Source organism: Streptococcus mitis (assembly GCF_047460035.1).
GTDB lineage: Bacteria > Bacillota > Bacilli > Lactobacillales > Streptococcaceae > Streptococcus > Streptococcus mitis_DW.
Genome location: NZ_JASHHB010000004.1, coordinates 89,675 through 114,185 on the forward strand (window position 1 = coordinate 89,675; position 24,511 = coordinate 114,185).

Here is a 24,511-nt window from a genome sequence, read left to right on the forward strand (position 1 = left end):
TATCGTGAGGTGAATTTTATGGCAAATCTAAATCGATTCAAATTTACATTCGGGAAAAAATCCTTAACCTTGACAACCGAGCATGATAACCTTTTTATGGAGGAAATCGCTAAGGTTGCGACAGAAAAATACCAAGCAATTAAAGAACAAATGCCAAGTGCAGACGATGAAACAATCGCTCTTTTGTTGGCAGTCAACTGTTTGTCAACTCAACTCAGCCGTGAGATTGAATTTGACGATAAGGAGCAAGAGTTAGAAGAACTCCGTCACAAGCTTGTGACTTGTAAGCAAGAGCAGAGCAAGATTGAGGATTCCTTATGATTTCACTCCTTCTTCTATTGGTCTTGGCTTGGGGATTCTATATCGGCTATCGGAGAGGCCTTCTCTTACAGGTTTATTACCTGATTTCAGCCATGGCATCTGCTTTTGTGGCTGGCCAGTTTTACAAGAGGCTGGGAGAGCAATTCCATTTATTGCTCCCTTATGCAAATCCGCAGGAAGGTCAGGGGACTTTCTTTTTCCCATCGGATCAACTCTTCCAGTTGGATAAGGTCTTTTACGCAGGTATTGGCTACTTGCTTGTATTTGGGATTGTCTATAGCATCGGTCGTTTACTTGGTCTCTTGTTACACTTACTTCCTAGTAAAAAACTGGGTGGCAAGTTGTTCCAAGTTTCAGCAGGGATCTTGTCCATGTTGGTGACCTTATTTGTCTTGCAAATGGCCTTAACTATACTAGCTACCATTCCCATGGCAGCTATACAAAATCCTCTTGAAAAGAGTATCGTCGCAAAACATATCATCCAGAGCATACCAGTAACAACTAGTTGGCTCAAACAAATCTGGGTGACAAATTTAATCGGATAAAAAGGGCAGGAGTTTTCCTAGCCCTTTGTTTACAGATTGACTAGAATCTATCAGAATGTAAAAAGCTAATACTCTTCGAAAATCTCTTCAAACTACATCAGCTTCGCCTTGCCGTAGATATGGTTACTGACTTCGTCAGTTCTATCTACAACCTCAAAGCAGTGCTTTGAGCAACCTGTGGCTAGCTTCCTAGTTTGCTTTTTGATTTTCATTGAGTACAATACACCTAGACATTCAAAGACAAGGAAATAAAGATGAACAAAAAAATACTAGAAACATTAGAGTTCAATAAGGTTAAGGCCTTGTTTGAACCCCATTTGTTGACCGAGCAGGGCTTGGAGCAATTGAGACAGCTTACTCCGACTGCCAAAGCAGATAAAATCAAACAGGCTTTTGCTGAGATGAAGGAAATGCAGGCTCTTTTCGTCGAGCAACCGCATTTCACCATTCTCGCAACTAAGGAAATTGCAGGAGTCTGCAAGCGGTTGGAGATGGGAGCGGACCTCAATATCGAGGAGTTCCTACTCTTGAAGCGCGTGCTTCTGTCTAGCCGAGAGCTGCAAAGTTTTTATGCCAATCTGGAAAATGTCAGCTTGACAGAATTAACCCTCTGGTTTGAGAAATTACACGATTTTCCTCAATTACAAGGAAATCTTCAGGCCTTTAATGATGCAGGTTTCATTGAAAATTTTGCCAGTGAAGAATTGACGCGAATCCGTCGAAAAATCCATGATAGCGAGAGTCAGGCCCGCGATGTCTTACAAGACTTGCTCAAGCAAAAATCGCAGATGTTGACAGAAGGGATTGTTGCTAGCAGAAATGGCCGTCAGGTTTTACCAGTCAAAAACACCTACCGCAATAAGATTGCAGGTGTCGTTCATGATATTTCTGCTAGTGGAAATACCGTCTACATCGAACCCCGTGAGGTGGTCAAACTGAGCGAAGAAATTGCTAGTCTGCGAGCAGATGAGCGCTATGAAATGCTTCGAATTCTCCAAGAAATTTCTGAGCGTGTTCGCCCTCATGCGGCTGAAATTGCCAATGATGCTTGGATTATCGGCCATCTAGACTTGATTCGTGCCAAGGTCCGCTTTATCCAAGAAAGGCAAGCAGTCGTTCCTCAGCTGTCAGAAAATCAGGAGATTCAACTGCTCCATGTCTGCCATCCTTTGGTCAAAAATGCCGTCGCAAATGATGTCCATTTTGGTCAAGATTTAACAGCCATTGTTATCACAGGTCCCAATACTGGTGGTAAGACCATCATGCTCAAAACCCTGGGCTTGACGCAGGTTATGGCTCAGTCAGGGTTGCCGATTTTAGCAGACAAGGGAAGTCGTGTTGGTATTTTTGAAGAAATCTTTGCCGATATTGGCGATGAGCAATCTATTGAGCAGAGCTTGTCTACCTTCTCTAGCCACATGACCAATATCGTGGATATTCTTGGAAAGGTCAACCAACATTCCCTCTTACTCTTGGACGAGTTGGGTGCTGGTACAGATCCTCAAGAAGGAGCCGCTCTTGCCATGGCTATTCTGGAGGACCTTCGCCTGCGTCAAGTCAAGACCATGGCGACCACCCACTATCCCGAACTCAAGGCCTATGGTATCGAGACAGCCTTTGTGCAAAATGCCAGCATGGAGTTTGATACTGCGACTCTTCGCCCGACTTATCGCTTTATGCAGGGCGTTCCTGGCCGAAGCAATGCCTTTGAAATTGCCAAACGTCTAGGCCTATCTGAAGTTATCGTAGGGGATGCCAGTCAGCAGGTTGATCAGGACAATGATGTCAACCGAATCATTGAACAACTGGAAGAGCAGACGCTAGAGAGTCGTAAACGCTTGGACAATATCCGTGAGGTGGAGCAAGAAAATCTCAAGATGAACCGTGCTCTCAAAAAGCTCTACAACGAGCTTAATCGTGAAAAGGAAACCGAGCTCAACAAGGCGCGTGAACAGGCTGCTGAGATTGTGGACATGGCCCTCAGTGAAAGTGATCAGATTCTCAAAAATCTCCACAGTAAATCTCAACTAAAACCTCATGAAATCATTGAAGCCAAATCTAAGTTAAAAAAATTGGCTCCTGAAAAAGTAGATTTGTCTAAAAACAAGGTCCTTCAAAAGGCCAAGAAAAAACGAGCTCCAAAGGTGGGAGATGATATTGTGGTTCTCAGTTATGGACAGCGTGGTACCTTGACAAGTCAGCTTAAGGATGGTCGCTGGGAAGCCCAAGTCGGTTTAATCAAGATGACCTTGGAAGAGAAAGAGTTTGACCTCGTTCAAGCCCAACAAGAAAAGCCAGTCAAGAAGAAACAAGTCAATGTCGTGAAACGGACCTCTGGTCGTGGTCCACAAGCAAGACTGGATCTTCGAGGTAAACGTTATGAAGAAGCCATGAATGAGCTAGATGCCTTCATCGACCAAGCCCTGCTTAATAATATGGCGCAAGTTGATATCATCCATGGTATCGGCACAGGTGTCATCCGTGAAGGTGTCACTAAATACCTACAAAGAAACAAACATGTCAAGAGTTTCGGCTATGCCCCACAAAATGCTGGAGGTAGCGGGGCAACTATTGTCACCTTTAAAGGATAAGAAATATTTCGGAATTTATAAAGTAAAAACTGTTGAACTAATTTTTACTAATAAACACATTGACAAAAGCCAACATTTTTTGTAAAATAAGAATCAATTAAATACCAACACCGAATGAAGTTTAATAGAAGTGGAGAATCGTTTGATTTTCCATGACTGTAAATGGACGGAACTCTGGAGAGACCGTAAAGGCACCGAAGGGGCAAGGCAGGCAACTGCTCAAACTCTCAGGTAAAAGGACAGAGCTAGGATAGACAGCTTTTTAGCATTTATCTAAGCATTCCAGAGTACATGTATCTTGCATGTGCTCTTTCTTTTGGGGTTGAAAAGATAGGAGAATAGAATGTTAGAATTGCTTAAATCAATTGATGCTTTTGCTTGGGGTCCACCCCTCTTGATTTTATTGGTTGGGACAGGGATTTACCTAACTGCCCGTCTAGGACTTTTGCAGATTTTGCGTCTGCCAAAGGCCTTCCAGCTTATTTTTACTAAGGACAAGGGGCATGGCGATGTATCCAGTTTTGCGGCCTTGTGTACAGCACTCGCAGCGACAGTTGGTACGGGAAATATTATCGGGGTGGCGACGGCTATCAAGGTCGGTGGCCCAGGAGCCCTCTTTTGGATGTGGATGGCTGCTTTCTTTGGAATGGCAACTAAGTATGCGGAAGGATTATTAGCCATTAAATACCGCACCAAGGACGACCATGGTGCAGTAGCGGGAGGTCCGATGCACTATATCCTTCTAGGGATGGGAGAAAAGTGGCGACCACTTGCCATCTTCTTTGCCCTAGCAGGTGTTCTAGTAGCTTTGTTGGGAATAGGAACCTTCACTCAAGTCAACTCGATTACAGAATCTATCCAAAATACAACAACTATTTCGCCAGCCATCACAGCTCTTGTGTTGTCTGTATTTGTAGCAATTGCAGTCTTTGGTGGTCTCAAGTCCATTTCAAAGGTTTCAACTACTGTTGTTCCTTTTATGGCCATCATCTATATTTTGGGAACTCTTACAGTTATTTTCTTTAATATTGGGAAAATCCCTGCCACAATCGCTTTAATCTTGACATCAGCATTTAGTCCTGTTGCTGCGGTAGGTGGATTTGCCGGTGCTAGCATTCGGATGGCTATTCAAAATGGTGTAGCGCGTGGCGTGTTCTCAAACGAATCTGGTCTGGGTTCTGCTCCCATTGCAGCGGCTGCGGCTAAGACAAATGAACCAGTGGAGCAAGGATTGATTTCCATGACAGGAACCTTTATTGATACCCTTATTATCTGTACCTTGACTGGTTTAACCATCTTGGTAACTGGTGTTTGGAGTGGCGACTTAAATGGGGTTGCCTTGACTCAGTCAGCCTTCTCAACAGTCTTTTCAAACTTTGGACCTGCCCTTTTGACCATCTTCCTTGTGCTCTTTGCCTTTACAACGATTCTAGGTTGGAACTATTACGGAGAACGTTGTTTTGAGTTTCTCTTTGGGGTTCGCTTTATCTGGCTCTACCGTGTGGTCTTTGTGCTCATGGTTCTGTTGGGAGGATTTATCGAGTTGGATATGGTTTGGATTATCGCAGATATTGTCAATGCCTTGATGGCTCTGCCAAACTTGATTGCCCTCTTAGTCTTGTCGCCGGTCGTTATTGCTGAAACTAAAAAGTATTTTAATAAATAATGAAATCACACATCGCGTGTGATTTTTTTCTTTCATAAAAAATTTCTATCGGTGCAATTTAAAATATATATTATACACGGTATAGAATCTGTGATAGACTAGGTTTCAACAAAATGAAAAGAGGTCTTATGATGACAACATTTACTATCCATACAGTCGAATCAGCACCAGCAGAAGTGAAAGAAGTTCTTGAAACAGTAGAAAAAGATAACAATGGTTATATTCCCAACCTAATCGGCCTCTTGGCAAATGCACCAACTGCCTTAGAAGCCTACAGAACTGTCGGAGCTATCAATCGTCGCAACAGCCTGACACCCGTTGAGCGTGAAGTGGTGCAGATCACGGCAGCCGTGACCAATGGTTGTGCCTTCTGTGTCGCAGGTCACACAGCCTTTTCAATCAAACAAATCCAGATGAACGATGACCTTCTGCAAGCCCTTCGCAATCGTACTCCAATTGAAACAGATCCTAAATTGGACACCCTAGCTAAGTTTACCTTGGCAGTTATCAATACCAAGGGTCGTGTAGGAGATGAAGCCTTGGCTGAGTTTCTAGAAGCTGGATACACCCAACAAAATGCTTTGGATGTGGTTCTTGGTGTCAGCCTAGCAAGCCTCTGTAACTATGCCAACAACCTAGCTAATACCCCAATTAATCCAGAATTGCAACCTTATGCCTAATTCATATCTGAGTAAAATGAAGTCTGAAATAATCGGACTTCTTTTTTTTAAGTCCTCATTTAAGCGCTTTTATGCTATACTGAAACTAACATGATTATTGGAGGTTAGGATGAAAAAACTCCCTTTGGTATTTTCTGGTTGTTTGCTAGGTTTGGCAGGAGCTGGAAATCTTATTTTAGATACGTTGCCGGTTCTGTCCTATCTATTGAGTCTGACAGGTTTGGTTTTGTGGCTCTTTTTTCTGCTTCTTCATCTCTTTAATTGGAAAGAAACAAAGCAAGAATTGACCAAGCCTCCTCTTTTGTCAGGAATGGCGACCTTTCCCATGGCTGGGATGATTTTATCGACTTATGTCTTTCGAGTCTTCCCTCATTTCCCTTTGGTAGCGCAAGGACTTTGGTGGTTTTCATTTCTCTTGGATTTGTTCTTGATTGCTGGTTTCACCATTAAATTTGCCTATCCGGGGCGGAGGGTTCATGCGACTCCTAGCTGGACGGTTCTCTATGTGGGGATAGCAGTAGCAGCCTTGACCTATCCTCTTGTAGGTATCATCGAAATTGCCTATGCGACCTTGAGTTTTGGTTTTCTCCTAACCTTCTATCTCTATCCCCTTATTTATAGCGATTTAAAGAAACATCCGCTCCCACTAGCCTTGCTTGGGCAAGAAGGAATCTACTGTGCTCCTTTCTCTCTACTCTTGGCTTCTCTGGTTCGGGTTGGAGGAGCCAGCCTACAAACCTGGGTCTTGATTGTCATGATCTTGCTTTCTCAATCCTTCTTTTTCTTTGTTTTGACTCGCCTGCCCAATATTTTAAAACAAGGCTTTCAACCAGCCTTTTCAGCCCTCACCTTCCCGACCATTATCACAGCTACTTCGCTCAAGATGGCTCAGGGAATCTTGAAACTTCCATTTTTGGATTATTTGGTACTGGCTGAAACTATTATATGCCTCACTATTTTATTCTTTGTATTAGGTGCTTATCTAATTTGGTTACGAAAAAAGGTCTAGCTAGAAATAGCTAGGCCTTATTTTTATGGTTTGATAACTTCAGCGCCACCCATGTATGGACGAAGAACTTCTGGGATGGTCACAGAACCATCTGCATTTTGGTAGTTTTCAAGAATAGCAGCCACTGTACGTCCAACTGCAAGTCCAGAACCGTTCAAGGTATGGAGCAATTTCACCTTGCCATCTGCTTCATCACGGTAACGGATTTGGGCACGACGGGCTTGGAAATCTTCTGTGTTTGAACAGCTTGAAATTTCACGGTAGGTATTTTGTGCTGGAATCCAAACTTCCAAGTCATAAGTTTTAGCAGCTGAGAAGCCCATATCTCCAGTAGAGAGAGCAACGACACGGTATGGAAGGTTAAGTTTTTGAAGGATATTTTCAGCGTTGGCTGTCATTTTTTCCAATTCTTCGTAAGATTCTTCTGGCTTGGCAAATTTGACCATTTCAACCTTGTGGAATTGGTGCAAACGAATCAAGCCACGAGTATCACGACCAGCTGAACCAGCCTCAGAACGGAATGAAGGACTCATAGCAGTGAAGTAGATTGGCAGGTCTTTACCGTCAAGGATTTCATCACGGTAGTAGTTTGTTAGAGGAACCTCAGCTGTAGGAATAAGGACATAATTGCTGTCGCTGAGTTCAAAAGTATCTTCCTTGAATTTTGGATATTGACCAGTCCCAAACATAGAGTCGTGGTTAACTATGTAAGGCGTGATGACTTCAGTGTAGCCTTCTTTTCCGTGTTCATCTAGCATAAAGTTGTAGATAGCACGTTCTAGGCGAGCTCCAAGGCCTTTATAGAAGAGGAAGCGAGCACCTGTTACCTTACCACCGCGTTCCCAGTCAAGAATACCAAGGTCTTCACCAAGGTCCCAGTGAGTTTTTGGCTCGAAGTCGAACTCGCGTGGAGTACCCCAACGGCGAACTTCCACATTGTCATCTTCGTCAGCCCCAACAGGAACGCTATCAGCTGGAATATTTGGAAGAGTAGTGGTAAATTCTGTCAATTTAGCATCGATTTCTGCCAATTCAGCATCCAAGGCTTTAACCTTAGCAGATAGATTTTGCATGGCAGCAATCTTGTCATCTGCATTTTCCTTGTTGCGCTTAGCTTGGGCAATCTCAGCAGAAACTGTGTTACGTTCTGCTTTGAGAGTTTCAACCTTGACTAAGATGTCACGACGTTTAGCATCGATTTCTTTCATCTCATTCAAGACAGCAGCATCTACACCACGTGTAGCCAATTTTTCTGCGACAGCATCAAAGTCTGTACGAATACGTTTGATATCTAACATAAGAACTCCTTTGTGAAAAAAGCACACCTGACAAAGCGTTGGAGTGGCAGGGCCACGGTTCCATCCAACTTCACAGGTGTGCACTTGATTGTGTATGTAATTGTTACTAACGGTAGAATTTCACCTATCCCTCCTATCTGCTCGCAGCACCCGCAGACTTTCTGAAAGAAGAAGATAACCTACTTATCCGTTGTTATGATTATACTAAAGTTTCTACTTTTTTGCAAATAGATTTTTAAATTTTTGGCTAATTGTCTGAATCAGGGTCGGAAGTTTGACGACCTTGTCATTGCCCAGTTTTTCGCGTGCAATTTTAAGAATGGCACCCGAGTCTTTTGAGGCAAAGAGGAATTTTCCTCTGTCTGTAAAGACTTCGAAGTGGCGACTGATTTTGCGACCAGTAACATTGGCTCCAATCTGGTTAATATGGCTCCAAGGAATCTGGATAAATTGTTCAACATTGACATCTGGATAAAATTCCAGAGCCTGATCCCCAACAAGAAATTTTCCAACTTTCCCAGCTATAGAGAGATAAGACGTGCCTGTCGTATTGAGAAGCACTGTTTTGTTAAGTGATTGAGCCATGCTTAGTCTTCCTTACTTTCACCGAAAAAGGCATTGTAGAGGGCTTTGATTGCTGCTTTCTCTTGGTCTTTATTGACAACGAACATAATAGAAACTTCACTAGAACCTTGCGACATCATCTGGATGTTGATCTTGTTTTCAGATAGAGCGCGTGTCGCAGTAGCAGTTACTCCGATATGGCTCTTCATCTTTTCACCAACAATCATAATGATAGAAAGGTCGTGTTCGATTTCTGCATGGTCTACTTCAGCCTTTTGAACCAACTGACGAAGGATTTCTTCTTCCTTGATAGGAGTTAGTTCGCGAGAACGGAGGATGATTGAAAGATCGTCGATACCTGTTGGCATATGTTCCCAACCGATGTTAAGATCTTCAAGGATTTGCAGAACCTTGCGTCCAAATCCCACCTCACGGTTCATGAGGTATTTAGACATGTTGATGCTGACAAAGCCAGAATCACCAGCAATTCCCACAACTGGGAATTCATCACTACTGTGTTTTAAAACAATACGAGTACCTGGATGGTCAGGATTGTTGGTATTCTTGATAACTAGAGGAATTTTTCCACGGTAGGCAGGTAGAAGAGCTTCATCATGAAGGACTGAGAATCCTGCATAGGCCAACTCACGCATTTCACGGTAGGTCAGCTCAGGGATTGAGTGTGGTTGGTGGATAATACCAGGGTGGGCTGCAAAGATACCATCAACATCCGTAAAGTTTTCATAGAGGTCTGCCTTAACACCGGCAGCAATGATAGAACCTGTAATGTCTGATCCTCCACGTGAGAAGGTACAGATCTGATTTTCCTTGGTAACACCAAAGAAACCAGGAATGACAAGAACTTCATTTGTATTTGTCAATTCCTCAATCTTGTCATAACTTGATGGAATGATGCGAGCGTGACCAGGTTCACTTGTGACCACAATACCAGCTTCTCTAGGGTGCACATAGCGTGCATCGATCCCGTTTTGATTAAAGTAGGCAGCAATCAATTTAGCATTGTTATTTTCACCGGCTGCTAGGAAAGTATCGTAGAGAAATTCGTTTTCTTCAATAGGAAGAGAGGCCAAGGCACGAATACTTTTAGAAATTTTTTCTAGCACAGCTGGTTTAAGACCTAGTTCACTAACCATCGCAGCATAGCGGTCGATAATCCAGTTTTGACTCTTGCTAATATCGTTACCAGCAACATAGTCGCGATAGTATTTAATCAAGGCATCCGTAACCTTAGTATCTTCAGCATTGCGTTTCCCAGGTGCAGAAACAACTACAAAACGGCGCTCAGAATCGCTTTTTACGATGTTTAAAACTTTTTCTAATTGACTAGCAGAGGCAAGAGAGCTACCTCCAAATTTAACAACTTTCATAAGAACTCCTAAAGTAAGTATTTTATACGATTATAGCAGAAAGAAAGCCTTTTTTCAATGAAGAAAATAAGATGCTTTCTAGGACAAGGCGAGACTTTCTAATCGGCTGAGACACTTTCAGTTGATTTTTTCTTGCTTTCTGATTTTAAAAAAGATATACTTTGAAAATAAAATAATTTAATACTCAATGAAAATCAAAGAGCAAACTAGGAAGCTAGCCGTAGACAGTACTTGAGTACGGCAAGGCGAAGCTGACGTGGTTTGAATTTGATTTTCGAAGAGTATAAACTGCTTATAAAATAAAAAGGAGTCCCGATGGAACACATTATTTATCAGCTTGAAGAGGATTTGGCAATACTTACGTTAAATCGTCCTGAGGTAGCGAATGGTTTTCATATCCCTATGTGTGAGGAGATTTTAGAAGCTCTGACTTTGGCAGAAGAGGATCCGGCTGTGCATTTTGTCTTAATCAACGCGAATGGCAAAGTCTTTTCAGTTGGGGGAGATTTGGTTGAGATGAAGCGAGCAGTCGATGAGGATGATATTCCATCATTGACAAAAATCGCAGAATTGGTCAATACTATTTCTTATAAAATCAAGCAAATTGCTAAACCTGTCTTGATGGAAGTTGACGGGGCTGTTGCAGGCGCCGCAGCAAATATGGCTGTTGCGGCAGATTTCTGCATTGCTACGGATAAGGCTAAATTTATCCAAGCCTTTGTTGGAGTTGGCTTGGCTCCAGATGCGGGAGGAATTCATCTCTTGAGTCGCAGTATTGGTGTGACACGTGCTGCTCAATTAGCCATGACAGGAGAGGCTTTGACAGCAGAAAAAGCTCTAGAGTGGGGCCTGGTTTACCGCATTTCTGAAGCTGATAAGTTAGAAAAAACCAGAGAACAGCTTCTTAAAAAATTAAGACGTGGTTCAAGCAATTCCTATGCTGCCATCAAGAAGTTGGTTTGGGAAAGCCAATTTAAAGATTGGCAAGATTATGCTACTTTAGAACTGAACCTTCAGGAGTCACTAGCGAAAACAGAGGATTTCAAAGAGGGAGTTCGGGCTCATTCGGAAAGAAGACGACCGAAATTTACTGGAAAATAAAAAAATACTTGCACCATTCTTTGAAGTTTGATATAATTCTCTTGTCAAATGTTTTGATTCTAAAAGTTTTTTTGAAAAGGAGGGAAGGAAAGATTGGACTACCAACGAATTAATGAATATTTAACATCTATATTTAACAATGTCCTCGTTATCGAGGAAGTTAGCTTGAGGGGTAGTCGTTTCAAAGATATCTCCATCAAAGAAATGCATACGATTGATGTGATTGGGAAATTCCCAGATGTGACACCAAGTCAAGTGTCAAAAGAGTTGATGGTGACTCTTGGGACAGTTACGACTAGTTTGAATAATCTCGAACGCAAGGGTTACATTGAACGCATTCGTTCAGAACATGATAGACGTGTGGTGCATCTGCATTTGACAAAGAAAGGTCGCTTGGTTCATAGGCTACATAAACGCTTCCACAAGGCCATGGTTGAAAAAATCATCGATGGTATGAGTAAGCAAGAAATTGAGGTTATGAGCAAAGGCCTGACTAATCTTTATCAATTTTTGGAGGATTTGAGATAATGGCTTTTGCAAAAATAAGCCAGGTTGCTCATTATGTGCCAGAGCAAGTGGTTACAAATCATGATTTGGCCCAGATTATGGATACCAATGATGAGTGGATTTCAAGTCGGACGGGAATACGACAAAGGCATATTTCAAGAACAGAATCTACTAGTGATTTGGCTACAGAGGTTGCTAAGAAACTGATGGAAAAAGCTGGAATCACAGGAGAAGAGCTGGATTTTATCATTCTAGCCACTATTACTCCAGATTCGATGATGCCCTCTACAGCTGCTCGTGTCCAAGCCAATATTGGTGCAAAAAAAGCTTTTGCTTTTGACCTAACAGCTGCTTGTAGTGGATTTGTATTTGCCTTGTCAACTGCTGAAAAGTTTATCGCTTCTGGTCGCTTTCAAAAAGGTTTGGTGCTTGGTAGTGAAACCCTCTCTAAGGCAGTCGATTGGTCAGACCGATCAACAGCTGTATTGTTTGGAGATGGTGCTGGCGGAGTTTTGCTAGAAGCTAGCGAGCGAGAGCATTTCTTGGCTGAGAGTCTCAATAGTGATGGGAGTCGTAGTGAGTGTCTGACCTATGGACATTCAGGCTTGCATTCTCCATTTTCAGATCAAGAAAATGCAGATTCATTTTTGAAGATGGATGGGCGCGCGGTCTTTGATTTTGCTATTCGAGATGTGGCCAAGTCTATCAAACAGACTATTGATGAGTCCCCTATAGAGGCGACAGACTTGGATTATCTGCTACTTCATCAGGCCAATGACCGTATCTTGGATAAGATGGCTAGAAAAATCGGTGTCGACCGAGCTAAACTTCCAGCCAATATGATGGAGTATGGCAATACCAGTGCAGCCAGTATCCCGATTTTACTTTCAGAGTGTGTAGAACAAGGTCTCATCCATTTAGATGGTAGCCAGACTGTTCTTTTATCAGGCTTCGGTGGAGGCTTGACCTGGGGCACGCTCATTCTTACAATTTAGGTAATCATGTGGTGAACACATTGTTATAAAAAACTATTTATTTTAAAGGAGTCCTATCATGGCAGTATTTGAAAAAGTACAAGAAATTATCGTTGAAGAACTTGGAAAAGACGCATCAGAAGTAACACTTGAATCAACTTTTGATGACTTGGACGCAGATTCATTGGACTTGTTCCAAGTAATCTCAGAAATTGAAGATGCTTTTGATATCCAAATCGAAGCAGAAGATGACTTGAAAACAGTTGGTGACTTGGTTGCCTACGTTGAAGAGCAAACAAAATAAGCAGAATATAAATAGAAGGAGTAGGGAAACCCGCTCCCTCTTGTTTAGGCAATAGTTTGATTTTCAAATTATGACGGTATCGAACTATTACGTAAGCAAGAAATGATGGAGGCACTATGAAAACGCGTATTACAGAATTATTGAACATTGATTATCCTATTTTCCAAGGAGGAATGGCCTGGGTTGCTGATGGTGATTTGGCAGGGGCTGTTTCCAAGGCTGGAGGGCTAGGGATTATCGGTGGGGGAAATGCCCCTAAAGAAGTTGTCAAGGCTAATATTGATAAGATCAAATCATTGACGGATAAACCCTTTGGTGTCAACATCATGCTCTTGTCTCCCTTTGTGGAAGATATTGTAGATCTCGTCATCGAGGAAGGTGTTAAAGTTGTTACAACAGGCGCAGGAAATCCAAGCAAGTACATGGAACGCTTTCATGCTGCTGGGATTACAGTCATTCCAGTTGTACCTAGTGTTGCCCTAGCTAAACGCATGGAAAAAATTGGTGCGGACGCTGTTATTGCAGAAGGAATGGAAGCTGGGGGGCATATTGGTAAATTAACAACCATGACCTTGGTGCGCCAGGTAGCCGCAGCTGTATCTATTCCTGTCATTGCTGCAGGAGGGATTGCGGATGGTGAAGGTGCTGCAGCTGGCTTTATGCTAGGGGCAGAAGCTGTTCAGGTTGGAACTCGTTTTGTCGTTGCAAAAGAGTCTAATGCCCATCCAAATTATAAGGCGAAAATTTTAAAAGCTAGAGATATTGATACTACGATTTCAGCTCAACACTTTGGACATGCTGTTCGTGCGATTAAAAATCAGTTGACTCGTGATTTTGAACAAGCTGAGAAAGATGCCTTTAAACAAGAAAATCCAGATTTGGAAATTTTTGAACAAATGGGAGCAGGTGCCCTAGCCAAAGCAGTTGTTCACGGAGATGTGGATGGCGGATCTGTCATGGCAGGTCAAATTGCGGGGCTTGTTTCCAAAGAAGAAACTGTTGAAGAAATCCTAAAAGATTTATACTACGGAGCAGCTAAAAAAATTCAAGAAGAAGCCTCTCGTTGGGCAGGAGTTGTAAGAAATGACTAAAACAGCCTTTTTATTTGCTGGTCAAGGTGCCCAGTATCTAGGGATGGGACGGGATCTCTATGATCAGTATCCAATTGTCAAAGAAACGATTGATCAAGCCAGTCAAGTGCTTGGTTATGATTTGCGTCATCTCATCGATACAGAAGCAGAAAAACTTAATCAGACCCGCTATACGCAACCAGCCATTTTAGCGACTTCAGTTGCTATCTACCGTTTATTGCAAGAGAAGGGCTATCAGCCCGATATGGTTGCTGGTTTGTCTCTTGGAGAATATTCTGCCTTGGTGGCTAGTGGCGCCTTGGATTTTGAAGATGCGGTTGCCTTGGTTGCTAAGCGTGGAGCCTATATGGAAGAAGCAGCTCCTGCTGGATCTGGCAAGATGGTGGCAGTTCTCAATACGCCAGTAGAGGTCATTGAAGAAGCCTGTCAAAAAGCTTCTGAACTTGGAGTAGTTACCCCAGCCAACTATAATACACCTGCACAAATTGTGATTGGTGGAGAAGTGGTTGCAGTTGATCGAGCTGTTGAACTCTTGCAAGAAGCTGGAGCTAAACGCTTGATTCCTCTCAAGGTTTCAGGTCCTTTTCATACCGCTCTCCTTGAGCCTGCTAGCCAGAAGCTAGCTGAAACTCTAGCTCGGGTAAGTTTTTCAGATTTTACTTGTCCTCTAGTTGGCAATACAGAAGCTGCAGTTATGCAAAAAGAAGACATTGCTCAACTCTTGACGCGTCAGGTCAAGGAGCCAGTTCGTTTCTATGAAAGTATTGCAGTTATGCAAGAAGCAGGCGTAACCAACTTTATCGAGATTGGACCGGGGAAAGTCTTGTCAGGCTTTGTCAAAAAAATTGATAAGACAGCTAAACTAGCCACTGTTGAAGATCAGGCTAGTTTAGAAGCCTTGCTAGAAAACAAGTAATCCCTTCTCCCATAAATACAAGAGGAAACAGGAGAAAAGAATGCAACTAAAAAATAAAAATATCTTTATTACAGGTTCGAGTCGTGGAATTGGTCTTGCCATTGCCCACAAGTTTGCTCAAGCAGGAGCCAATATCGTCTTAAACAGTCGTGGGACAATCTCAGAGGACTTGCTAGCCGAGTTTTCAAACTATGGTGTCAAGGTGGTTCCTATTTCAGGAGATGTATCAGATTTTGCAGACGCTAAGCGTATGGTTGAGCAAGCTATTGCAGAGCTGGGTTCAGTAGATGTTTTGGTTAACAATGCAGGGATTACTCAAGATACCCTGATGCTCAAGATGACAGAAGCGGATTTTGAAAAAGTTCTCAAGGTTAACCTGACTGGGGCTTTTAACATGACACAATCAGTCTTGAAACCGATGATGAAAGCCCGAGAAGGTGCTATCATTAATATGTCTAGTGTTGTTGGTTTGATGGGAAATATTGGTCAAGCTAACTATGCTGCTTCCAAGGCTGGTTTGATTGGTTTTACCAAGTCTGTGGCGCGTGAAGTGGCCAATCGCAATATCAGGGTTAATGCTATTGCACCTGGAATGATTGAGTCCGATATGACAGCTGTTCTATCGGACAAGGTAAAAGATGCCATGCTGGCGCAAATTCCTATGAAAGAATTTGGTCAAGCAGAGCAGGTTGCAGATTTAACAGTATTTTTAGCAGGCCAAGATTATCTAACTGGTCAAGTGGTTGCCATTGATGGCGGCCTCAGTATGTAGCAGAAGCTAGAGGTGAAAAAGATGAAACTAAATCGTGTAGTAGTAACAGGTTATGGAGTGACATCTCCAATCGGAAATACACCAGAAGAATTTTGGAATAGTTTGACAAGTGGAAAAATCGGAATTGGTCCAATTACAAAATTTGATCATAGTGACTTTGATGTGCATAATGCAGCAGAAATTCAAGATTTTCCTTTTGATAAATACTTTGTTAAGAAAGATACCAACCGTTTTGATAACTACTCTTTGTATGCCTTGTATGCAGCCCAAGAAGCTGTCAATCATGCCAATTTGGATGTAGAGGCTCTTGATAAAGATCGTTTTGGTGTTATCGTGGCCTCTGGTATTGGTGGAATTAAGGAAATTGAAGATCAAGTGCTTCGCCTCCATGATAAAGGACCAAAACGTGTGAAACCATTGACTCTTCCAAAAGCCTTGCCAAATATGGCTTCAGGAAATGTTGCTATGCGTTTTGGAGCAAACGGTGTTTGTAAATCTATCAATACTGCCTGCGCTTCATCAAATGACGCTATTGGGGATGCCTTCCGCTCGATTAAGTTTGGTTTCCAAGATGTTATGTTGGTAGGTGGTTCAGAAGCCTCTATCACACCTTTTGCTATTGCTGGTTTCCAAGCCCTAACAGCTCTCTCTACTACAGAGGATCCAAGTCGTGCTTCTATCCCATTTGATAAGGACCGTAACGGTTTTGTTATGGGAGAAGGTTCAGGGATGTTGGTTCTTGAAAGTCTGGAACACGCTGAAAAACGTGGTGCTACTATCCTGGCTGAAGTGGTTGGTTACGGAAATACTTGTGATGCCTACCACATGACTTCACCACATCCAGAAGGTCAGGGAGCTATCAAGGCCATCAAACTAGCCTTGGAAGAAGCAGAGATTTCTCCAGAGCAAGTAGCCTATGTCAATGCTCACGGAACCTCAACTCCTGCTAATGAAAAAGGAGAAAGTGGTGCTATCGTAGCTGTTCTTGGTAAGGAAGTACCTGTATCATCAACCAAATCATTCACAGGACATTTGCTGGGTGCTGCAGGTGCAGTAGAAGCTATCGTCACAATCGAAGCCATGCGTCACAACTTTGTACCAATGACAGCTGGAACAAGTGAAGTATCAGATTATATCGAAGCCAATGTCGTTTATGGACAAGGCTTGGAGCAAGAAATTCCATACGCTATTTCAAATACCTTTGGTTTTGGTGGCCACAATGCCGTTCTTGCTTTCAAACGTTGGGAGAATAAATAAGTATGAATTTAAAAGATATTAAAGACTTGATGGCTCAATTTGATCAGTCAAGTTTGAGAGAATTTTCTTATAAAAATGGGACGGATGAATTGCAGTTTAGCAAGAATGAAGCTAGACTGATGCCTGAAGTTGCAGCTCAAGCCGCTCCAGCGCCTGTTCTAGCAACACCAAGTCCAGTAGCTCCTACATCTGCTCCAGCAGAGACTGTAGCAGAAGAAGTTCCAGCTCCAGCTGAAACAAGTGTGACTGCTGAGGGAGATGTCGTAGAGAGCCCACTTGTTGGGGTGGCTTACTTGGCTGCTGGACCAGATAAACCTGCCTTCGTTTCAGTTGGTGATAGTGTCAAAAAAGGCCAAACATTGGTGATTATCGAAGCCATGAAAGTCATGAATGAAATTCCTGCACCTAAGGATGGTGTGGTAACGGAAATTCTCGTTTCTAACGAAGAAATGGTTGAGTTTGGTAAAGGATTGGTACGTATCAAATGATCGATATTCAAGGAATCAAAGAAGCTCTACCCCACCGTTATCCCATGCTCCTAGTGGACCGTGTCTTGGAAGTGAGCGAGGATACCATTGTTGCCATCAAAAATGTGACCATCAACGAGCCCTTCTTTAACGGCCATTTTCCTCAATATCCAGTTATGCCAGGTGTTCTGATCATGGAAGCTTTGGCGCAAACAGCGGGTGTTTTGGAGTTGTCTAAGCCTGAAAATAAAGGGAAACTAGTCTTCTACGCTGGTATGGACAAGGTTAAGTTCAAGAAGCAAGTTGTACCAGGAGACCAATTGGTTATGACGGCGACTTTTGTAAAACGTCGTGGTACCATTGCCGTGGTTGAAGCAAAGGCTGAAGTGGATGGTAAGCTTGCAGCCAGTGGTACTCTTACCTTTGCAATTGGAAACTAAGGAGGTTCTCCATGTTTCGAAAAATTTTAATTGCCAATCGTGGTGAAATTGCGGTTCGTATTATCCGTGCGGCGCGTGAATTGGGCATTGCGACGGTAGCGGTTTATTCAACTGCTGATAAGGAAGCCCTCCATACGCTTTTAGCAGATGAGGCGGTTTGTATTGGCCCTGGTAAGGCAACGGAGTCTTATCTTAACATTAATGCGGTTCTATCAGCTGCAGTCTTGACTGAGGCAGAAGCCATTCACCCAGGTTTTGGATTTCTCAGTGAAAATTCCAAATTTGCAACCATGTGTGAAGAAGTAGGAATCAAGTTTATCGGTCCATCTGGTCATGTCATGGATATGATGGGGGATAAAATCAATGCACGTGCTCAGATGATCAAAGCAGGTGTGCCTGTCATTCCAGGTTCGGATGGAGAAGTGCATAACTCTGAGGAAGCCTTGATTGTTGCTGAAAAAATTGGCTATCCTGTTATGCTCAAGGCTTCAGCAGGTGGTGGTGGTAAAGGGATTCGTAAGGTTGAAAAACCAGAAGACCTCGTTTCAGCCTTTGAGACTGCCTCTAGTGAAGCCAAGGCCAATTATGGCAATGGTGCCATGTACATAGAACGGGTTATCTATCCAGCTCGTCACATTGAGGTTCAAATCCTAGGAGATGAACACGGAAATGTGATTCACTTGGGGGAACGGGATTGTTCTCTACAACGGAATAACCAAAAGGTTTTGGAAGAAAGTCCTTCGATTGCAATTGGGAAAACGCTACGCAATGAAATTGGTTCTGCGGCTGTTCGAGCTGCAGAGTCTGTTGGCTATGAAAATGCAGGGACCATTGAGTTTCTTCTTGATGAAGCCAGCGGTAATTTTTATTTCATGGAAATGAATACTCGTGTTCAGGTGGAACATCCGGTAACTGAGTTTGTTTCAGGTGTGGATATCGTTAAGGAACAGATTCGCATTGCGGCAGGTCAGCCTCTGTCTGTTAAGCAAGAAGATATTGTCCTACGTGGTCATGCTATCGAGTGTCGTATCAATGCAGAAAATCCAGCCTTCAACTTTGCTCCAAGTCCAGGTAAGATTACCAATCTCTATCTCCCAAGTGGAGGAGTCGGCTTGCGCGTGGATTCAGCAGTTTATCCAGGCTATACCATTCCGCCTTATTATGATAGTATGATTGCTAAAATCATCGTTCACGGCGAAAATCGTTTTGATGCCTTGATGAAAATGCAACGTGCCCTCTATGAATTAGAAATTGAAGGGGTGCAGACCAATGCAGATTTCCAGCTTGATCTCATTTCAGATCGCAATGTCATTGCTGGAGATTACGATACTTCCTTCTTGATGGAAACCTTCTTACCCAAATATCAAGAAAAAGAATAAAATGACTTCAAGAGTTTAAACCGAAAAGGGGAATCAATGGCTCTATTTAGTAAAAAAGATAAGTATATTCGAATTAATCCCAATCGTTCGGTTAGGGAAAAACCTCAAGCCAAGCCAGAGGTTCCAGATGAATTATTCTCCCAGTGTCCGGGTTGTAAGCATACCATTTACCAGAAGGATCTGGGAAGTGAGCGTATCTGTCCGCACTGTAGCTATACCTTTCGTATTTCTGCCCAAGAACGCTTGGCTTTGACGATTGATATGGGGACTTTCAAAGAATTGTTTACAGGGATTGAAAGTAAGGATCCCTTGCATTTCCCTGGTTACCAAAAGAAACTAGCAGCTATGCGTGAAAAAACAGGTCTGGATGAAGCCGTTGTGACTGGAACAGCTCTTATTAAAGGTCAGACTGTGGCTCTTGGGATTATGGATTCCAACTTTATCATGGCTTCTATGGGTACAGTTGTAGGGGAAAAAATCACTCGTTTGTTTGAGTATGCGACGGTTGAACAATTGCCAGTTGTTCTCTTCACAGCCTCTGGTGGAGCCCGTATGCAGGAAGGAATCATGAGTCTCATGCAAATGGCCAAGATTTCCGCAGCAATTAAACGCCATTCAAATGCAGGCCTCTTTTACCTAACCATTTTGACAGATCCAACGACTGGTGGTGTGACAGCTTCTTTCGCTATGGAAGGCGATATCATTCTGGCTGAACCACAAAGTTTGGTTGGTTTTGCTGGACGTCGTGTCATTGAAAATACGGTTCGTGAAAGCTTGCCTGATGATTTCCAAAAGGCAGAATTCCTATTAGAACATGGCTTTGTGGATGCTATCGTTAAAAGAAGAGACTTGCCAGATACCATTGCTAGCCTAGTCAGATTGCACGGAGGGAGTCCTAGATGAATATTGCAAAAATAGTCAGAGAAGCGCGTGAGCAGAGTCGCTTGACAACCTTGGACTTTGCGACAGGCATTTTTGATGAATTTATCCAATTACATGGTGACCGTTCTTTTAGAGATGATGGTGCAGTTGTTGGTGGTATCGGCTGGCTTGGAGACCAAGCTGTAACAGTGGTTGGTATCCAAAAGGGAAAGAGTTTGCAAGACAACCTCAAGCGGAATTTTGGACAACCGCATCCAGAAGGCTACCGCAAGGCCTTGCGTTTGATGAAACAGGCTGAAAAGTTTGGCCGTCCAGTAGTGACCTTTATCAATACAGCAGGTGCCTATCCTGGTGTGGGAGCGGAAGAACGTGGACAAGGAGAAGCTATTGCTCGCAATCTCATGGAAATGAGTGACTTGAAAGTTCCTATTATCGCTATCATTATCGGTGAAGGTGGTTCAGGTGGTGCTCTGGCTCTAGCAGTCGCAGACCGTGTCTGGATGCTGGAAAATTCTATCTATGCTATTCTCAGTCCAGAAGGATTTGCTTCCATTCTATGGAAGGACGGTAGTCGTGCCATGGAAGCAGCAGAACTGATGAAAATCACTTCGCATGAGCTGCTAGAAATGGATGTGGTGGATAAGGTGATTTCTGAAGCAGGACTTTCTAGTAAAGAACTGATTAAGAGTGTAAAGAAAGAACTTCAAGTTGAGCTAGCTAGACTTTCGCAAAAACCGTTAGAAGCGTTGTTGGAAGAGCGTTATCAACGATTTAGAAAATACTAATACTCTTCGAAAATCAAATTCAAACCACGTCAGCTTCACCTTGCCGTACTCAAGTACAGCCTGCGGCTAGCTTCCTAGTTTGCTCTTTGATTTTCATTGAGTATAATTCTTTAGAACATGCAAAAAACTAGAACTGGTAGTCAGTTCTAGTTTTTATGTGGATCTTTCTGTGTTGATGAGAAAGTCAAAAGGTGCTTGGGAATACCAAACACCTTTTTGATTATTCATTTTCTTCAGTTACGAATTGACTAAGCAGTCCGTTGATAAAGCGGGCTGATTTTTGATCTGAAAAATTCTTGGCAAGTTCAATGGCTTCATTGACTGCTACCAGCTGAGGTGTATCAAATGAAGTGATTTCAAAGATACCCAAGCGTAGTAAGTTTTTTTCGATCAAGGTCAAGCGTTCAACTGTCCAGCCTGACTTGAGGTGCTGGTTGATTTGTTGATCTAACTCGTCTTTTTGAGCTTGAACACCAGAAACCAAGTTCAGAAGAAAGGCAGGAATTTGTACATCTTCATCTTCACGGTCATGTGTGTAGGCAAAGCGACAAGCTGTTTCCATATCTGTGCCGAATTCAAGACTCATAAGAGCTTGAAAAGCGCATTTACGAAGTTCGCGTCTAGATTCTAATAATGGACTAGTCATTGAGGAAGTCCTCGTTAAATAGATCTTTCAACTCAGGTTTTGGTGTCTTGTCAGGAACGATTCCTGCAACATGGATGTTGACAGCAGCAAGTTCCACATCAGCCATATCACGGACAGCATCTTTTACTGCTTTTTGAATAGCAAGAGCCACTTTTGGTACTTTTACACCGTACTCAAGGTAGAGATAGATGTCAGCAGTTAGTTCTTCGTTGCTTTCTTTTAAGTAGACGCCACGACCAAGAGAGAGTTTTGATAGGGTATCAGATACGGATTTATTTGAAAATGAATGGACACCATCAACTTTAGCAGTTGCGATGGCAATGATTTTTTCAAGTACACGTGGAGCGATAACGATTTCGCCAAATTGTTCTACAATTCCCATAGAATGACCTCTTTCTAGAGATTAGGCACGAGAAACGTAAGTTCCTTCTGCAGTGTTGATGATCAATTTTTGTCCAGCTTCGATGAAGTCAGGAACGTTGACAACAAGTCCAGTTTCCATAGTTGCTGGTTTACCAGAACCTGTAACAGTAGCACCTTTGATAGATGGTTGTGTTTCAGCAACTGTCAATTCAACAGTAGTTGGTACAGTTACACCGATTACTTCAGTTCCGTAGAATTGGATTTTAACATCAGAGTTTTCAAGGATGTAAAGCAATTCATTTTCAACGTTTACGACTGGAATTTCGTATTGGTCGTAAGTTTCAGTGTTCATGAAGTAGGCAGTTTCATCCATTTTATACAAGTATTGAGCTGGAACAGTTTCGATAATAGCTTGTTCGAATTTTTCTTCTGGACGGTAGCTTGTATCAAAAGTAGAACCAGTACGGACATCACGTAATTTCATACGCATGATTGTGTTCCCTTTACCTGGTTTGTGGTGGCTAGCTTCCAAAACGCGGATCAATTTTCCGTCTGCAGTTTCAAATGTCATACCAGCTTTCAATTTGCTTGCTTCAATCATGTTTTTACCTCTTTAATAAATATTATTACTCTTCATTTTACCATAAAATCTTCTGGAAATAAAGCCAAAATAGTTATTGGGAGATGGTAGGGAAAAAAAGAATATTGCCTAGTCAGGTGGCGTGCTTGATGTGAAAGAGCATCCACCACGTTTTTTATTATATTCAAAAGGCCGAAGCGACCTTGCTTCGACCTGATTGTATTGTCTTAAAAAGATTGATTTTTTATTCTGGTTCTACCAAAATCTTGATTTGTGACTTGTCTTGAGTTAATTCGATAAAGCCTTCTTCCACGATATTTTCCAATTTAATTTTCTTAGTAACCAATTTTTCAGCAGAGAAGTAGCCTTGTTCCATCAAATCTAATACTTTAGGGAAGATGTGACGATAAGCTATGATTCCTTTTAGTGTCTTTTCTTGGATAGCAAATTCATTTGGATTGATATTTGCTTCTCGTTCCCAGATAGAGACAACCATACACTCACCTGCCTTATGTACAGCAGCTAGAGCCTGTCCCAAAACTACTGGTACACCAGTTACTTCATAAGAAACGTCTGCACCACCATTTGTCAAACGGTGTACAGCCTCAACAACTGTTTCTCCTTCTTGTGGACGTACAACGATAGCTCCTAATTCCTCTGCTTTGGCTTGGCGTTCTGGTGATAATTCAACGGCATAAATCTTAGAAGCACCAGCTGCACGAAGAGCTTCTACAATTAACAGACCGATTGGTCCTAAACCAAAGACAACAGCTGTATCGCCAGCTTTCAAAGACGATTGACGAACAGCATAGACTGCAACAGCAGCGGGCTCAGTGAGAGCAGCTTGCTCATAGCTCAAGCTATCTGGAATAACATGTACTAAGTCGCCATCTAAAACACAATATTTGGCAAATCCACCGTCTGCAGCCAAACCAACAAAGTTAAGGTTTGGATCCAAGTTATAATCACCAACTAAGTTATTCTTAGCTAGAATTGGTTCTACAGCAACACGATCACCAACTTTCACACGAGTAACATCACTTCCAACTTCTACGATTTCACCAGAAAATTCATGTCCCAGTGTCACCGGTGCTTTTTGACCAGAATAGACGTGCTCATCTGTTGGGATAAAGATAGGGCCATCTAAAAATTCGTGGAGGTCAGTACCACAAATTCCTGTGAACTTAACTGCAACTTTTACTTGGTGCGGAAGTACTTCAGGAACTTCTACTTCTTGAATACGAACATCTTTCGCTGCATGCCAGCGAGCAGCTTTCATTGTAGCCATATGAATAACTCCTTATTGTTGCGATTTTTAGTTTTCTTTTTTGGAAACTTTACATGCAATATTGCAAACGTTTTCTATTTGTTTGTCAAGAAAAAAACCAACCTTAGGGCTGGTTTCTTTTACGTATTAATCTTCTTTCAACTTCGCTAATTCTTGTGCAAGTAGTTTAAGGGCGACTTGTGGGTTGGCTTGGCATCTTGTTTAGTGAGTTTGTTAGAAGTATCTTGATTGGCATTGAGGTTATTGAAAATTATTAAACTATTTTATAACCTTTAAAAATTATCTAAGATATATTAGGTGTTATTTACTATCAGTTAGCTTCTTTATGGAATGATGTTCAATGAGCCAACCTACAATCCACCCCGTCGCTAGCAAGTAATTTTCGAAAGCGCCGATAGCATTCACAGGAGAATGATACTCCATAAAATTGACTAAGTGATTTGTTCCTATTCCAATCCCACCGATGATGAGAGCGAGAAGCACGATTCGTAGATAGAACCAATCGTACTTAATATTGACACCGAGAATAAGAATCAATACAGCTAGGTTCCATATTCCAATTTCTCGTTGCCAACCAGCAGAGATTCCGTATCCGGAGTGGCTTCCCATGTATGATGGAAAGAAAATTTGTAGTATAGAAGCGCCTAACATAGCGATGATGACTAAGATAAATAGAAATCGTAAAAATTTGTTCATT

At 42.3% G+C, this 24,511-nt stretch carries 27 protein-coding genes and 1 riboswitch; of the genes, 19 read left to right on the top strand and 8 right to left on the bottom strand.

Going from position 1 to position 24,511, the window contains the following annotated elements; all coding sequences use genetic code 11:
• Positions 1–18: 18 nt before the first annotated feature.
• The 6 genes from zapA (at position 19) to QM956_RS04755 (ending at position 6,812) form a co-directional block, all read left to right on the top strand.
• Entirely contained in the window at positions 19–321 is a 303-nt protein-coding gene (gene zapA / locus QM956_RS04730; protein WP_000002022.1) for a cell division protein ZapA, read from the top strand.
• A complete protein-coding gene (locus QM956_RS04735; RefSeq protein WP_261050213.1) occupies positions 318–866 on the top strand; it encodes a CvpA family protein in 549 nt (182 codons plus the stop codon). Before zapA ends, QM956_RS04735 begins: the two co-directional genes overlap by 4 nt.
• A gap of 254 nt (positions 867–1,120) precedes the next feature.
• Positions 1,121–3,457, top strand: a complete 2,337-nt coding sequence (locus tag QM956_RS04740) for an endonuclease MutS2 (protein WP_414302280.1) — start codon at positions 1,121–1,123, stop codon at positions 3,455–3,457.
• 164 nt (positions 3,458–3,621) lie between these two features.
• Positions 3,622–3,710: riboswitch (glycine riboswitch) on the top strand.
• A gap of 90 nt (positions 3,711–3,800) precedes the next feature.
• Complete coding sequence (locus QM956_RS04745; protein WP_261009125.1) at positions 3,801–5,123, top strand: alanine/glycine:cation symporter family protein; 1,323 nt, start codon at positions 3,801–3,803, stop codon at positions 5,121–5,123.
• Between the two features lie 131 nt (positions 5,124–5,254).
• Positions 5,255–5,803 (top strand): carboxymuconolactone decarboxylase family protein, encoded by a 549-nt coding sequence (locus tag QM956_RS04750; RefSeq protein WP_000206768.1) that lies wholly within the window; start codon positions 5,255–5,257, stop codon positions 5,801–5,803.
• A gap of 109 nt (positions 5,804–5,912) precedes the next feature.
• A complete protein-coding gene (locus QM956_RS04755) occupies positions 5,913–6,812 on the top strand; it encodes a TDT family transporter (protein WP_045612224.1) in 900 nt (299 codons plus the stop codon).
• Between the two features lie 23 nt (positions 6,813–6,835).
• Here QM956_RS04755 and serS read toward each other — a convergent pair whose 3' ends face one another.
• The 3 genes from serS to QM956_RS04770 all read right to left on the bottom strand — a co-directional run bounded on the left by serS (position 6,836) and on the right by QM956_RS04770 (position 10,062).
• On the bottom strand, positions 6,836–8,110 hold the full coding sequence (gene serS / locus QM956_RS04760) for a serine--tRNA ligase (RefSeq protein ID WP_084929918.1): 1,275 nt from the start codon (positions 8,108–8,110) through the stop codon (positions 6,836–6,838).
• 213 nt (positions 8,111–8,323) lie between these two features.
• Positions 8,324–8,695 carry a DUF956 family protein gene (locus QM956_RS04765; protein ID WP_000079350.1) on the bottom strand — a complete coding sequence of 124 codons (372 nt, stop codon included), beginning with the start codon at positions 8,693–8,695 and terminating at the stop codon, positions 8,324–8,326.
• 2 nt (positions 8,696–8,697) lie between these two features.
• Positions 8,698–10,062 (bottom strand): aspartate kinase, encoded by a 1,365-nt coding sequence (locus QM956_RS04770; RefSeq protein WP_261020326.1) that lies wholly within the window; start codon positions 10,060–10,062, stop codon positions 8,698–8,700.
• Positions 10,063–10,377: 315 nt separating this feature from the next.
• On the opposite strand from QM956_RS04770, the gene QM956_RS04775 reads away from it, so the two are divergent.
• The 13 genes from QM956_RS04775 to QM956_RS04835 all read left to right on the top strand — a co-directional run bounded on the left by QM956_RS04775 (position 10,378) and on the right by QM956_RS04835 (position 20,937).
• On the top strand, positions 10,378–11,163 hold the full coding sequence (locus QM956_RS04775) for an enoyl-CoA hydratase (protein WP_261020327.1): 786 nt from the start codon (positions 10,378–10,380) through the stop codon (positions 11,161–11,163).
• Positions 11,164–11,256: 93 nt separating this feature from the next.
• Complete coding sequence (fabT, locus tag QM956_RS04780) at positions 11,257–11,691, top strand: fatty acid biosynthesis transcriptional regulator FabT (RefSeq protein ID WP_000386351.1); 435 nt, start codon at positions 11,257–11,259, stop codon at positions 11,689–11,691.
• Positions 11,691–12,665: a beta-ketoacyl-ACP synthase III gene (locus QM956_RS04785; RefSeq protein ID WP_261020328.1), complete on the top strand. Its 975-nt coding sequence runs from the start codon at positions 11,691–11,693 to the stop codon at positions 12,663–12,665. Before fabT ends, QM956_RS04785 begins: the two co-directional genes overlap by 1 nt.
• Before the next feature lie 58 nt (positions 12,666–12,723).
• Positions 12,724–12,948 (top strand): acyl carrier protein, encoded by a 225-nt coding sequence (locus QM956_RS04790; RefSeq protein WP_000257838.1) that lies wholly within the window; start codon positions 12,724–12,726, stop codon positions 12,946–12,948.
• A 116-nt stretch (positions 12,949–13,064) separates the two neighbouring features.
• Positions 13,065–14,039, top strand: coding sequence for an enoyl-[acyl-carrier-protein] reductase FabK (gene fabK, locus QM956_RS04795; protein WP_033684213.1), 975 nt, complete (start codon positions 13,065–13,067; stop codon positions 14,037–14,039).
• Positions 14,032–14,955, top strand: a complete 924-nt coding sequence (fabD, locus tag QM956_RS04800) for an ACP S-malonyltransferase (RefSeq protein ID WP_261020329.1) — start codon at positions 14,032–14,034, stop codon at positions 14,953–14,955. Before fabK ends, fabD begins: the two co-directional genes overlap by 8 nt.
• Before the next feature lie 40 nt (positions 14,956–14,995).
• The gene (fabG, locus tag QM956_RS04805) at positions 14,996–15,727 is read left to right on the top strand and encodes a 3-oxoacyl-[acyl-carrier-protein] reductase (RefSeq protein WP_049487031.1); all 732 of its coding nucleotides are present in this window, start codon (positions 14,996–14,998) and stop codon (positions 15,725–15,727) included.
• 21 nt (positions 15,728–15,748) lie between these two features.
• Positions 15,749–16,984 (top strand): beta-ketoacyl-ACP synthase II, encoded by a 1,236-nt coding sequence (gene fabF / locus QM956_RS04810; RefSeq protein ID WP_261020330.1) that lies wholly within the window; start codon positions 15,749–15,751, stop codon positions 16,982–16,984.
• A 2-nt stretch (positions 16,985–16,986) separates the two neighbouring features.
• The gene (gene accB, locus QM956_RS04815; RefSeq protein WP_261020331.1) at positions 16,987–17,472 is read left to right on the top strand and encodes an acetyl-CoA carboxylase biotin carboxyl carrier protein; all 486 of its coding nucleotides are present in this window, start codon (positions 16,987–16,989) and stop codon (positions 17,470–17,472) included.
• Positions 17,469–17,891: a 3-hydroxyacyl-ACP dehydratase FabZ gene (gene fabZ / locus QM956_RS04820; protein WP_000565515.1), complete on the top strand. Its 423-nt coding sequence runs from the start codon at positions 17,469–17,471 to the stop codon at positions 17,889–17,891. The genes accB and fabZ overlap by 4 nt, the downstream gene beginning before the upstream one ends.
• 11 nt (positions 17,892–17,902) lie before the next feature.
• A complete protein-coding gene (locus QM956_RS04825) occupies positions 17,903–19,270 on the top strand; it encodes an acetyl-CoA carboxylase biotin carboxylase subunit (protein ID WP_261020332.1) in 1,368 nt (455 codons plus the stop codon).
• A 36-nt stretch (positions 19,271–19,306) separates the two neighbouring features.
• Positions 19,307–20,173 carry an acetyl-CoA carboxylase, carboxyltransferase subunit beta gene (gene accD / locus QM956_RS04830; protein WP_261020333.1) on the top strand — a complete coding sequence of 289 codons (867 nt, stop codon included), beginning with the start codon at positions 19,307–19,309 and terminating at the stop codon, positions 20,171–20,173.
• Positions 20,170–20,937 (top strand): acetyl-CoA carboxylase carboxyl transferase subunit alpha, encoded by a 768-nt coding sequence (locus QM956_RS04835; protein ID WP_261020334.1) that lies wholly within the window; start codon positions 20,170–20,172, stop codon positions 20,935–20,937. The genes accD and QM956_RS04835 overlap by 4 nt, the downstream gene beginning before the upstream one ends.
• Before the next feature lie 220 nt (positions 20,938–21,157).
• Here QM956_RS04835 and nusB read toward each other — a convergent pair whose 3' ends face one another.
• From nusB to QM956_RS04860, 5 genes are all read right to left on the bottom strand, one after another.
• Positions 21,158–21,583: a transcription antitermination factor NusB gene (gene nusB, locus QM956_RS04840; RefSeq protein WP_060627635.1), complete on the bottom strand. Its 426-nt coding sequence runs from the start codon at positions 21,581–21,583 to the stop codon at positions 21,158–21,160.
• A complete protein-coding gene (locus QM956_RS04845) occupies positions 21,576–21,965 on the bottom strand; it encodes an Asp23/Gls24 family envelope stress response protein (RefSeq protein ID WP_261020335.1) in 390 nt (129 codons plus the stop codon). Before QM956_RS04845 ends, nusB begins: the two co-directional genes overlap by 8 nt.
• A gap of 21 nt (positions 21,966–21,986) precedes the next feature.
• The gene (efp, locus tag QM956_RS04850; RefSeq protein WP_000568643.1) at positions 21,987–22,547 is read right to left on the bottom strand and encodes an elongation factor P; all 561 of its coding nucleotides are present in this window, start codon (positions 22,545–22,547) and stop codon (positions 21,987–21,989) included.
• Between the two features lie 223 nt (positions 22,548–22,770).
• A complete protein-coding gene (locus QM956_RS04855; protein WP_261020336.1) occupies positions 22,771–23,814 on the bottom strand; it encodes a 2,3-butanediol dehydrogenase in 1,044 nt (347 codons plus the stop codon).
• A 300-nt stretch (positions 23,815–24,114) separates the two neighbouring features.
• Positions 24,115–24,510 carry a hypothetical protein gene (locus QM956_RS04860; RefSeq protein WP_261020338.1) on the bottom strand — a complete coding sequence of 132 codons (396 nt, stop codon included), beginning with the start codon at positions 24,508–24,510 and terminating at the stop codon, positions 24,115–24,117.
• Position 24,511: the final 1 nt, after the last annotated feature.

Bases quoted from the DNA above. Each gene is read 5' to 3' on its own strand.
- QM956_RS04735 (WP_261050213.1), top strand. From the start codon at position 318: ATGATTTCACTCCTTCTTCTATTGGTCTTGGCTTGGGGATTCTATATC.
- QM956_RS04860 (WP_261020338.1), bottom strand. From the start codon at position 24,510: ATGAACAAATTTTTACGATTTCTATTTATCTTAGTCATCATCGCTATG.
- QM956_RS04750 (WP_000206768.1), top strand. From the start codon at position 5,255: ATGACAACATTTACTATCCATACAGTCGAATCAGCACCAGCAGAAGTG.
- QM956_RS04845 (WP_261020335.1), bottom strand. From the start codon at position 21,965: ATGGGAATTGTAGAACAATTTGGCGAAATCGTTATCGCTCCACGTGTA.
- QM956_RS04790 (WP_000257838.1), top strand. From the start codon at position 12,724: ATGGCAGTATTTGAAAAAGTACAAGAAATTATCGTTGAAGAACTTGGA.
- QM956_RS04740 (WP_414302280.1), top strand. From the start codon at position 1,121: ATGAACAAAAAAATACTAGAAACATTAGAGTTCAATAAGGTTAAGGCC.
- QM956_RS04825 (WP_261020332.1), top strand. From the start codon at position 17,903: ATGTTTCGAAAAATTTTAATTGCCAATCGTGGTGAAATTGCGGTTCGT.
- zapA (WP_000002022.1), top strand. From the start codon at position 19: ATGGCAAATCTAAATCGATTCAAATTTACATTCGGGAAAAAATCCTTA.
- accD (WP_261020333.1), top strand. From the start codon at position 19,307: ATGGCTCTATTTAGTAAAAAAGATAAGTATATTCGAATTAATCCCAAT.
- QM956_RS04745 (WP_261009125.1), top strand. From the start codon at position 3,801: ATGTTAGAATTGCTTAAATCAATTGATGCTTTTGCTTGGGGTCCACCC.
- fabF (WP_261020330.1), top strand. From the start codon at position 15,749: ATGAAACTAAATCGTGTAGTAGTAACAGGTTATGGAGTGACATCTCCA.
- efp (WP_000568643.1), bottom strand. From the start codon at position 22,547: ATGATTGAAGCAAGCAAATTGAAAGCTGGTATGACATTTGAAACTGCA.
- accB (WP_261020331.1), top strand. From the start codon at position 16,987: ATGAATTTAAAAGATATTAAAGACTTGATGGCTCAATTTGATCAGTCA.
- fabZ (WP_000565515.1), top strand. From the start codon at position 17,469: ATGATCGATATTCAAGGAATCAAAGAAGCTCTACCCCACCGTTATCCC.
- QM956_RS04785 (WP_261020328.1), top strand. From the start codon at position 11,691: ATGGCTTTTGCAAAAATAAGCCAGGTTGCTCATTATGTGCCAGAGCAA.
- fabD (WP_261020329.1), top strand. From the start codon at position 14,032: ATGACTAAAACAGCCTTTTTATTTGCTGGTCAAGGTGCCCAGTATCTA.
- fabG (WP_049487031.1), top strand. From the start codon at position 14,996: ATGCAACTAAAAAATAAAAATATCTTTATTACAGGTTCGAGTCGTGGA.
- QM956_RS04765 (WP_000079350.1), bottom strand. From the start codon at position 8,695: ATGGCTCAATCACTTAACAAAACAGTGCTTCTCAATACGACAGGCACG.
- nusB (WP_060627635.1), bottom strand. From the start codon at position 21,583: ATGACTAGTCCATTATTAGAATCTAGACGCGAACTTCGTAAATGCGCT.
- QM956_RS04755 (WP_045612224.1), top strand. From the start codon at position 5,913: ATGAAAAAACTCCCTTTGGTATTTTCTGGTTGTTTGCTAGGTTTGGCA.
- QM956_RS04855 (WP_261020336.1), bottom strand. From the start codon at position 23,814: ATGGCTACAATGAAAGCTGCTCGCTGGCATGCAGCGAAAGATGTTCGT.
- QM956_RS04775 (WP_261020327.1), top strand. From the start codon at position 10,378: ATGGAACACATTATTTATCAGCTTGAAGAGGATTTGGCAATACTTACG.
- QM956_RS04770 (WP_261020326.1), bottom strand. From the start codon at position 10,062: ATGAAAGTTGTTAAATTTGGAGGTAGCTCTCTTGCCTCTGCTAGTCAA.
- QM956_RS04835 (WP_261020334.1), top strand. From the start codon at position 20,170: ATGAATATTGCAAAAATAGTCAGAGAAGCGCGTGAGCAGAGTCGCTTG.
- serS (WP_084929918.1), bottom strand. From the start codon at position 8,110: ATGTTAGATATCAAACGTATTCGTACAGACTTTGATGCTGTCGCAGAA.
- fabK (WP_033684213.1), top strand. From the start codon at position 13,065: ATGAAAACGCGTATTACAGAATTATTGAACATTGATTATCCTATTTTC.